This window comes from Actinomadura mexicana (genome assembly GCF_900188105.1).
Lineage (GTDB): Bacteria > Actinomycetota > Actinomycetes > Streptosporangiales > Streptosporangiaceae > Spirillospora > Spirillospora mexicana.
Map to the genome: position 1 here is coordinate 530362 of NZ_FZNP01000005.1, position 9982 is coordinate 540343.

At 67.1% G+C, this 9982-nt stretch carries 10 protein-coding genes; 6 read left to right on the top strand and 4 right to left on the bottom strand.

Features of this window, described 5'->3' with window-relative positions; genetic code table 11:
• Positions 1-84 precede the first annotated feature (84 nt).
• Together CHC11_RS16385 and CHC11_RS16390 are read right to left on the bottom strand one after the other, a co-directional pair.
• The gene (locus tag CHC11_RS16385; RefSeq protein WP_089312562.1) at positions 85-267 is read right to left on the bottom strand and encodes a DUF397 domain-containing protein; all 183 of its coding nucleotides are present in this window, start codon (positions 265-267) and stop codon (positions 85-87) included.
• The gene (locus CHC11_RS16390; protein ID WP_089312629.1) at positions 258-1064 is read right to left on the bottom strand and encodes a helix-turn-helix domain-containing protein; all 807 of its coding nucleotides are present in this window, start codon (positions 1062-1064) and stop codon (positions 258-260) included. Before CHC11_RS16390 ends, CHC11_RS16385 begins: the two co-directional genes overlap by 10 nt.
• A 156-nt stretch (positions 1065-1220) precedes the next feature.
• On the opposite strand from CHC11_RS16390, the gene CHC11_RS16395 reads away from it, so the two are divergent.
• Positions 1221-1616: an ATP-binding protein gene (locus tag CHC11_RS16395; RefSeq protein ID WP_089312563.1), complete on the top strand. Its 396-nt coding sequence runs from the start codon at positions 1221-1223 to the stop codon at positions 1614-1616.
• A gap of 244 nt (positions 1617-1860) precedes the next feature.
• Here CHC11_RS16395 and CHC11_RS16400 read toward each other — a convergent pair whose 3' ends face one another.
• Entirely contained in the window at positions 1861-2820 is a 960-nt protein-coding gene (locus CHC11_RS16400; protein WP_089312564.1) for a LysR family transcriptional regulator, read from the bottom strand.
• Between the two features lie 146 nt (positions 2821-2966).
• Here CHC11_RS16400 and CHC11_RS16405 point away from each other — a divergent pair, with 146 nt between their 5' ends.
• The gene (locus CHC11_RS16405) at positions 2967-3680 is read left to right on the top strand and encodes a YncE family protein (RefSeq protein WP_218826110.1); all 714 of its coding nucleotides are present in this window, start codon (positions 2967-2969) and stop codon (positions 3678-3680) included.
• Positions 3681-3727: 47 nt separating this feature from the next.
• Here CHC11_RS16405 and CHC11_RS16410 read toward each other — a convergent pair whose 3' ends face one another.
• Entirely contained in the window at positions 3728-4264 is a 537-nt protein-coding gene (locus tag CHC11_RS16410; RefSeq protein WP_089312565.1) for a TetR/AcrR family transcriptional regulator, read from the bottom strand.
• A gap of 88 nt (positions 4265-4352) precedes the next feature.
• Here CHC11_RS16410 and CHC11_RS16415 point away from each other — a divergent pair, with 88 nt between their 5' ends.
• The 4 genes from CHC11_RS16415 (at position 4353) to CHC11_RS40350 (ending at position 9890) form a co-directional block, all read left to right on the top strand.
• A complete protein-coding gene (locus CHC11_RS16415; protein WP_089312630.1) occupies positions 4353-5243 on the top strand; it encodes an LLM class F420-dependent oxidoreductase in 891 nt (296 codons plus the stop codon).
• Positions 5244-5335: 92 nt separating this feature from the next.
• Positions 5336-5914, top strand: coding sequence for a tyrosine-type recombinase/integrase (locus CHC11_RS16420; RefSeq protein ID WP_089312631.1), 579 nt, complete (start codon positions 5336-5338; stop codon positions 5912-5914).
• Positions 5915-7263: 1349 nt separating this feature from the next.
• The gene (locus CHC11_RS16425; RefSeq protein WP_143227080.1) at positions 7264-7662 is read left to right on the top strand and encodes a hypothetical protein; all 399 of its coding nucleotides are present in this window, start codon (positions 7264-7266) and stop codon (positions 7660-7662) included.
• 2 nt (positions 7663-7664) lie between these two features.
• Entirely contained in the window at positions 7665-9890 is a 2226-nt protein-coding gene (locus tag CHC11_RS40350) for a hypothetical protein (protein WP_143227081.1), read from the top strand.
• Positions 9891-9982: the final 92 nt, after the last annotated feature.

The following is a 9982-nucleotide window of genomic DNA, read 5'->3' on the forward strand; positions in this document are numbered from 1 at the left end:
GGAACCACCAAGATCCACCCGACACGCGAAAGCGCCCCGGCCCACCCACGGGCCGGGGCGCTCAAACGCCGTTCGAGGAAAGCGTCAGCGCTTCAACTCGGCGATCAGAGCTCTGAAGCTTTCGGGGGTGATGGCGAGGTGACCACCCGCAGGGTCCTTCGAGTCCCGAACCCCGACGCCCCGGCCGAGGTCGGCCACTTCCACGCACTCCCCGCCGTTAGAAGCGCTGTGGGACGCCTTGCGCCAGTGAAGCTCGTTCAAGTCCATCTGTCCTTCACCGTTCTTGACATCAGGTCGGCTGACTGGTCGATGGGTAACGCCAAGGAGCGTATCTCCCGAAGTGCGCGGCGCACCTCGGAGACGTCTTCGATCTCGCCCATCGTGAAGCCACGTGCCACGGTCTCCACATACGCCACTTCTGTGAGGTCGTCCAACGTCGCGCACGTAACCGACCCGACGTTGCCGATGTGCTCACCGTGGGACGGAACTACCTGAACCGTGATGCGCTTCGAGGGCGGGTTCAGCAGGTGTCCCAGTTGATCTCTCATCACCTCCGAACTGCCAACCCTTCGATACAAAACGCCCTCATCCATCAGGAAGGTGCAGTCGGGCGGGTCCTCACGGAGGAGGATCTCCTGACGCTTCAGCCGCGCTTCGATCGCTTCGGTGTTCCCGTGCAGCACGGCCGTCGCGTAGGCAGGTGTCTGCAACAGACCATGGACGAGCATGGTTTGCCAGCTCTCCAGCGCATCGGCCGTCTCTTCGACGCTCACCCAGTCGAACCAGATTGGGAAGGCCGCGTCCTTCACCAGGTCTTCCCATAGCGACACCATCTCACCGGTCGCCTCAAGGACCTTGTCCATCTCCTCGGCGAACTCCAGCGTGCAACGAGTCCGGCCCGTCTCGACCGCGCCGATGTACTGCGGAGTGACGCCTTCACCGTCGCGGGCCCTGCACGCGAGGTTCTCCTGCGACCAGCCCTTCGCCTCCCGCAACCGACGGAAGCGGCGCCCGAACGACAGGAGGGAAGGGCTGACCTTGCCCTTGTAGCGACGTGGCGTCATGCCGTCATCGTCCCTCAAGCAGGGCTCAACCAGCCAGCAAGTACGGCGAACTCGTCACCCGGAACTTGTCCAGCTCCACCTGCGCTTCGTGACACTGCGCACGCACTTGGTGACTGACTGGGTCTCGTCAGCCGACCCACCTCAGAGGTCGTACCGATGTCCGTAGTCGCACAGTCCCCAGAAGTCTCGACCGTCGTACTCGCACCCACCGCCGACGCTCCGCTTCTCGCCCGCCGGTTCCTCACCGACCAGTTCGCCGCATGGAAGATCGCCGAGGACTATCTGGCGCGCGTCGTCATCTCCGAACTCGTCACGAACGCCTACCGGCACGGTGAAGGCTTCATCGTCGTCCGCCTCTTCCTCAACCGCGACAGGCTCGCCGTCCTGGAGGTGTGGGACGCCGGAGAACGCCGGCCCGTGGTCCAACCTCAGGACGATGCCGCACTGTCCGGCCGGGGGCTCCAGATCGTCTCCGAAATGGTGAAGGCGTGGGGCGTCCGCTCGCTCAACGAGGGCGGAAAGGCCGTCTGGGCGAAGCTGCCCATCACCTGACCTGCAAAGGCTGTCGCGGCACACGAGGCGGGGCCTCTACATGCGATGAGACGATGAGCGTCACACTCCTACTGATTCAGCACCTTTTCCCCGGGTGGTCGATCACGCTGGACCGCGAGGGGATCTGGCGGGCGTCCGGTCGGGTTCTGATCTCGTCCAGCGACGTCGAGGGACTGTTCGACCTCATGCATCTCGCCGACCCTGCGGCCATGGAACGCGCCGCCCGACTGCTTGCAGAACCCCCTCAAGCCTGCCGGTCTCCTTTCGCATGAGACGACGTCTCAGTAGGTGGAGAAGGGGTGTTGTGGCGGACGGTGGCGCGGATTTGGTCACGGAACCACTGGTGGCCGCGGTCGGACGAGTGGCGCGGGTGCCAGGCCATGCCGATATCGATCGGCGGGGTCGCGACCGGGATCGGGAAGGTGCGCAGCCCGAGGGCAGCGAGGGTGTCGGGAAACCATCCGTCGAGGGTGAGGCAGACCAGGTCGCCGGTGCGGGCCATCAGAAGGGCTGCGGTATGGCTGGGGACGACGGCCGCCGTGCGCCGGCGCAGCCCCTGCTGGGCGAGCGCGGTGTCGATGGGCCCGTGGCGTTTGCCCTGCCGGGAGATGCCGATGTGGTCGGCGGCGGCGAACCGGCGGGCGTCGATCGGTCCGGCGAACAGGGGGTGGTCGGCTCGGGCGACGGCGACCAGGGGGACGGCGACCAGGGGCTCAGTGCAGGTTTCGGGGTCCAGGTGGTTCAGGACGCCGAGTTCGAGGTCGACCGTGCCCTGGCGAAGGGCGGGAGTTCCCTCGATCGACTCCGGGAGGAAGACCAGTACGGCCTGGGGCGCCTCCGCGCGGACGCGCTCGGTCAGCAGGGTGGCCAGATTGGCCAGCAGGAGGTCGCTGACCTGCGCGGTGAACGTCCGGTCCAGGTCGGGAAGGCCGGGCCCGGGCGCCGGGGCGAGAACGGCGTCGGCGTGTTCGAGGAGCGAGCGGACCTCCTCCCGCAGGTGCACCGCGCGGGGAGTGGGGACCATCTGCTGCCCAGCGCGGACCAGGAGCGGATCCCCTGTGGCGCGGCGCAGTCGTCCGAGAGCGCGGCTGACGGCGGCCGGAGAGGTGCCGAGCCGCTCGGCGGCACGGGTGACGCTGCTCTCCTGGAGGAGGGCGTCCCGACACCCGGCGGCGGCTCCTGTGGTGCGCCGGCACCTATCAATCGGGCTACTACCACGCGAACTCCGGCAGGCGCAGCGAGCTCACCGTCATCGACCCTGACACGCGGCGGGTCGTCGAGGTCGTCGACCTGGCGCCGGAGCACGGGCCGCACGGCCTCGCGCTGGACGCCGAGCGCGGGCTGCTGTACGTGAGCGTCGAGGGATCCGCCGAAAGGCCCGGAGGCGTGGTGGTCGTCGACGCCGGCACGCGGCGTCCGATCGGGCGGATCGACACCGAGGCTCCGGGGCCGCACTGGTTCGTCATCAGCCCGGACGGGACCGCTGGCTACGCCAGTAACAAGGAGGCGCGGTTCGTGTCGGTCGTCGACCTGGAGAAGGGGACGCTCACCGCCAAGGTCGAAGTCCCCGGCAGCGAAGGGCTGGCGGTCTCGCCGGACGGGACGCGGGTGTTCGTCGCCGCGCCCTACGGATCGTTCGCCGCGGGTGCCGAGCCGCCCTCCCCCGGGATCCGCGTGATCGATGCCGCGGCCGCCGCCGTGACCGATGTCCTGCCGGTCGATGATGTCGTGTTCCCCGTCCACGTCACGTCGACCGGCAAGGTGCTGGCCGGGGGGTTGCGGATGGCCACCGACCCCGGGAGCCGGCTGGGCCGCCACTCCCCCGGGCGGCTGACGGTGTTCTCGTCCGCCTCCGGCGACCGGCTCGGACAGGCGGAGATCGGGCTGTTCCCGCTCACGATCACCTCCTCACCGGACGGCGCGCTCGGATACGTCGCCTGCGTCGTCTCCTCGACGGTCGACATCATCGACCTGGAGTCGATGCAGCGACTCAACCGGCTCGACATCGCCAAGCGAGGTGAGCCCGGCGCGCACGGCCTGGCCTATATCCCCCGGGCAAGCTGAGCCGCGCAAACCAGCCGCGCCCCTGCGGCGACCTTGCCGGGCCGCGCTCACCGTCCTGGCGTCTTCGCTCTGAGGCCGTCCAGCATCACGCGGGTGACGGCGTCGTCCTCCTGCGCTCCAGGCCGGCAGACGGCGGTGCTGAGGATCTCGACGGCCTCGGCCGGGCTGATGTCATCGCGCATCGCGCCCTCCTCCTGCACCTCCTGCATGAGCTCCCGGAGGAGGCCGTCGACCTCGTCCTGCAAGGCGAGCCGCTCCTCCGGCATCGAATCGCCATCCGCGACGGCCTTGATGAGCGCGAACGGCTGACCAGCGCAGAAGGCGACGACCCGGGTCAGCACCTCCCAGCGCGGAAGCTCCTGCTCGCGCAGGCGCCGTATCTCCACTCCGAGACACCGGAGCGAACTGGTCGCGATCTCCTCGACGAGAGCCCGCCGGTCGGGGAAGTGCCGGTAGAGGGTGCCCACGCCGAGGCCCGCCGCCCGCGCGATCTCCTCCATGCTGACGCCGGGCCCCCGCTCGACGAACAGCCCGAGGGCACAGGAAACGATCCGCTCGCGGTTGCGCTTCGCGTCGGCCCGCATCGTGCTCCTCCCGAGGCAACCGGAACAAGGGATTCAGGTTATCCTGCACAACCAGAACCGGAAGATCCGATTCACCTTGGAGCGGCTCATGCGCATCGGACTGTTCGCCATCGCCGGAACGGCCCCGTTGGACGACATCGTCACGCAGGTCCGCCTCGCCCGGGACGCCGGACTCGACAGCGTCTTCTTCGGGCACGCGGGCTCCTGGGACGCCCTCATGACCACCGCGGTCGCCGGACGCGAGGCCCCTGGCATCGAGGTGGGCACCGCGATCGTCCCGACGTACCCGCGCCACCCCCTCGCGCTGGCGAGCCAGGCGCTCACCGCGCAGGCCATGACGGGCGGCCGCTTCACCCTCGGCATCGGCCCGAGCCACCCGCAGGTCATCGAGGGATCACATGGCATCTCCTACGAGCGTCCGGCGCGGCACGTCCGGGAGTACCTGTCCGCCCTGCGTCCGCTGCTGCGCGGCGAGAGTGTCGACTACCACGGCGAGACACTGACCACGGTGGGATCAGTGGAGGCGCCGGGCGCGACCCCGCCGCCGGTGCTCGTATCGGCGCTGGGCCCGGCCATGCTGCGCATCGCGGGCGAACTCGCCGACGGCACCGTGACGACCTGGGTGGGCGCCGACGCGATCGCCGACCACATCGTCCCGTCCATCACCAAGGCCGCCGAATCCGCGGGACGCCCCGCACCGCGCGTGCTGGCAGGCGCCATAGTGGCCCTCACCGACGACCCGGACAGCGTCCGCCGCGACCTGGCCGCTCAGTTCGGCGCAGCGTCAGACTTCCCCGCCTACCGCGCCGTCCTCGACCGCCAGGGCCTGTCCGGCGTCCACGAGACGGTCATCGCAGGCGACGAGGAAACGGTCACCCGCGAACTGCGCCGCTTCGCCGACGCCGGCGCCACCGACCTACTGATCAGCCCCCGCGGCGCCCTGACCGAACTCCTGCCCCTCGCCGCCTCCCTACGCTGACCACGCGCCGACCTGTTCGAGGCAAGGGCGTCCTGACTGGGTATCCCCCGCGAAGGCAAGTGCTCGCCGCGGCCGAGCGTGCGCGATCGGACATGCGCCAGTACGTCGTCCTTGCTCTGCTCACCGGCGCGAAGTTCGCCGTGTACGTCTGGCGTTCCGTCAGGGCGCGCGGTGACACCAGGACCAAGAAGTCCCGCCGCACGCTCAAACTCCCCCAGCGGTGCGTGGTGGCCCTACGTGACCGCTGGGGGGCTCTCCCCCAGCCGCTCGACCCGGAAGCGCTGGTGTTCGCCGGTGAGGCCGGCGCCGTGCGGGGGGCGATGACCGTACTCCGGGCGTTCCGCCGCGAGGTCATCGCGCTGGCGGGGTTGGATCCGGACGCCTGGACGCCGCGTGAGTTGCGGCACAGCTTCGTAGCCCTGTTGTCGGACAGCGGGATGCCGCTGGACGAGATTGCGCTGCTGGTGGGCCACAGCGGGACGCAGGTCACGGAGAAGGTGTACCGGCAGCAGATCCGGCCCGTGATCCAGGACGGCGCACAGGCCATGGATCTGATCTTCCCGAACTCCAACTACGAACGTTCGGTACTCGCTTCGGTACTCACTACGGCAGTCAGGCCCGTTCCCAGCGTGGGGAACGGGCCTGACCTGCGAGTTCAAGATGTGGAGTAAGCTCCCGCGATTGGACTCGAAGCATCTTTGACGGTGCCTCACCCAGCGTCGCGCTGTACGCCCCATGCGTTGACCGTCCCCGGAAGTCCGCAGGGGTCCGCGCCGAGCCGCGCTGGCCGTCAAGCACTTCGTCAGGCGCGCAGCTCTCTCCTGAGGGACCCACGAGAGATAGGTAGCCGCAGGCAGCATGCCGTGACGCACGATCCAGAGAAGCCCTGGTCATCCCTGATGACGGCCAGGGCTTTTTCTGTTTCCAGTCTGGGCCGAGCAAGGGAACTTCAATGCCGAACCACAGCGGCCGGCCAGTCCACTCCCCCACAACACGATGCCTGCCACCTCCGGTCGACCACACGAACCTAGACTCCACTTTGAGGATGGCTCCGTAAAGTGAAAGTTAACCCAAGGGAGAAAACTTGAGGAATTAGAAGTACTGCCATACTGAAAAGTATACTGAGGAAATTCAAGTTGCCTTGGTCAACATACTTTGAACTCATGGCGGCAAATGCCATGAGTATGCCGACCACACTAAGCGCGCCACCATATCGGCCGATTCCCCATCTTTGCCTGACGCTGATGGCTATCACTACGGGTCCAGCAATATATGCACCGGCACTGGCTACTGCATATAGCCACCCAGGAGTCGGGTGGCCATATTCGTTGCCATAGACGCGAACTGTTGGGAAGAAGAATACTGCAACGCCTATCAAGGTCGATGCCGTCCAGCTTGCTGCCGAAGCCCTCGCGATTTTCGCGGCTATGGGACGTGTGTGTCCTCTCCCCCTGGGGGAGTTATGTCCGGCAGGCATGACCCCAGACTATCGAAAGACGCTCCCATATAGGTGAGAGACGTCGCTCGCGCCGCGCGGCTCAGCCCCGAACGAGAAGCACAGAGGGCAAGGCTCGCCGAGCTGGAGAGCGTCTGGCTCAACCAGTAATGCTTTGAACTGCTTGCGCAGCTGAAGGCATGCCGGACGACCCGGCCAAGGCGCCCGAGGCGACGAGTACACCGGACATTGTCCCTGCCCAACGGCGGGCAATGTAGGACGTCGTGAACGATCACCGGCCCGTGCACCATCGTGATCACGCACGGGCCTGCGTGGTGCATGGGCAGACTCGAACCGACAGGTTTGCTACGGCGTCACCGCCGGCGCTCGCCACGGCGGCGGCAAAGCGAACCGGATATTTCGGCCCAACTAGAAGTGGATTTATTCGCAACCCGTTTTGTGAGATATGCAGCAAGGGCCCCAGTCCGGCTGGAATGGCGTATATCCTTCCGCAAGGTCACCTGCCCGTCTGGGGAGGCGGGAGGTAACGGGGGCCGCACTTACGCAGCTGGACGGGGTGTCAAGGTGAGTGACCATGCTCAACTGGTGGCTATGGCCGGCGCGGCCGCCGCCGCTCTCGTGACGGAGATGACCAAGGAGGGCTGGACTTCGATGCGGGCCGCCGTCGCCCGGTTCTTCGGTCACGGCGGTGAAGACGAGCAAGAGCGCCAACTGCGTCGACTCGACGCCGACCAGGCCCAGGTCTCCGAAGTGAGTACCGAGGAACTGGTCGACCGCTGGAAGCGACGCTTTCTCACGCTAGCTGAGGACTTCCCAGCCGCGGTGCAAGATCTGGCGGCTCTGGCTGCCTCTCGTCCGAACGATGCCGCCTCGCTGTCTAGCCAGAACGCAGTGGGTAATCAAGGCCCAGTAATCCAAATCGGGCGCGACAACTCCGGCGATGTGCAAATGGGGAGGAATTGAGCGTGCCGGAAGAACCGCTAGGCGCTCGTCCGTCTCAATACGCACAGGGCAATACCGCCCCATTCATTCAGATCGCGGGGCCCAACTCAGGGCACATCAACCTCAATCAGCGGCCAAAGCTGCCCTTCCACCCCGTGCCGCCAAAAGACCTCACCGCGGCCACGGACCCGCTGTGGGCACGCACCTCCACCCCTCAGCACGTGAGGAAAGCGCTCAGCTTGGACGGGCTGGCCGTCATTACCGGGGAACATGGGACCGGGCGCAGGACCTCGGCCCTGCGGGCATTGCGTGACTACCTCACACCGCTTGAGTCGGCGAACCCGCACGCCGTACAGATCTATGATCTATCCCCTGACTGGGATGAGGACGAAGTTCCATCTTCGGAAATTCTTCCCGACCCACTGCCCGGACAGGGTTATGTCCTAGACGCCGCACAAAGAACCGTAACCGCGGCCACAGCGCAGGCCCTCACCTCGTGGGCGGCGGCACTCCACCAGGTCCGTTCCGGCCTGGTAGTGATCGGCGGCCCCACGGACTGGCCAGACGGCCGACTGCCCGAGCCAGCGGTTCCCCCCGACGCCGCGCAGGTCGCCCACAAGCACCTGCTCCACCGGCTAGAGCGTCCATTTCAGGCGCACTGGCTGCAGGCCGACCCCAACAGGGCCGCGAACCGTGGGCTTTTGCGCCAGACGCCAGCCCCCGACCAAACCGGCGGCATTTTCGCCGATCTGATCCCCCGCAACGTCAGCCCGGCCAACGCTGTCCGCATCGCCGAACGTCTCGCCCAGATCGACCCGGAACATGTAGGCGCTGCGGTCCAAGCCCAGCACAACTCCGACCCCGCAGCAGCCGAGCGGGCTCACGAATACCTGCAATCCGTTCGCGAGCAGGTCCTGGAATGGACCCACTATCTAGAGAAGCTCCTCGCCGAGGGCGGTACACGTGGCCAAGACCGCGTCATGCTGCTGGCGGCCGCCTACCTTGAGGACGCTCCGCTAGAGCTATGCATTACGGCAGCCACCGAATTCGATCCGCACGGCGACCAGACCCGCCAACGCTTCCGCGAAGGGCGCAGCCCACGGCGCCGACTGCGCGACGTCGGCGTGGACGTCACTGAGACCGACACCGCCACATTCGCGACCAGGCCCGGCCTGGCCATGGCGGCCATTCGCACCGACTGGCACCACTGGGCCAACGAGCGCACTCAGACCCGCCAGTGGCTCCAACGGATCACCGCTCCGGGAGCAGTGGCACAGGAGTGGAGCAAACAGGTCGGTCGACGCCTGCTGGGGCTGTCACGGACTGCCGTCGCCCCTCCCTTCTTCCCCGTTCTGGAGTCATGGGCCTCAGCTGGGATTAATGACGATCGGATCACTCTCATCGCGGAGCTGCTGACCGAAGCAGCCCTCACCGAAGAACTCGCCCGGCCGGCCCACGGGAAACTCCTGGACTGGGCAGGTTCAGGAAACCCGGCCCGAAGGCAGGTCGTCGCACAAGTCTGCGCCGGTCGCTACGGCCAACGCTGGCCTAGCCATGCCCTCGTTCGGCTCCGGCACGTCCTAGCCTATGACGATAAAGCCGCTCAGATCGCCGCCGCGGCGTTGGTGGAACACGCGTCGCAGGGCGGCCTGAAGCGGATCATCGGAACTATCGAAACGTGGCTGGAAAGATTCCCGAGCCACGCCGCAGGACCGCGCGCTTTCCTGGCACTGACCGACCCATCGCCCCACGGCGCGGCAGCCGGCACCGTCCCCACCGGCGGGGTGGCGAGCGCCCTGATCACTCACGCTCAAAGCGCTCCGCAGATTCGCGACTTCCTCATAACTGGATGGGCCGCCACCTTGCAGCAGCCCGACGTACGCGACTCCGCCTACCGGGTCTTGCTCGCCTGGGCCGAGGCCGTGCACCGGGGTTCGCTGGACCGCGACGTCACCTTCGGCATCCTCACCGAAGTACGCAACCTGCACACCCCGGTGGACGCGATGTCCCGCTTCCTGTACGGCAGCCCCGAGCATGACGCCCCCGCTGTCGTCGACGCCCGATACGCCCTGGCCAACCTGAACGCCTGCACCCACGCGCCATGCCCCCGCACCGACTGCCCACTGCTTCACACCGGCAGTACCGCCCCGCCCGAAACGGAACACCAGGGCGCCCTGGAGAAATCCTCGAACGGGCTGGATGCAAGCTCGACCGATCCGGACGCAGAAGGGAACACACCGCCGCGCTAGCCTCGATTTTTCGTGAGGTCGGTTGGGTCGCGGAGCGACCCAACCGGCTCTTGGTTTTCGGCGTCGGGTCAGCCGTTGGGCCCGACTGTCGC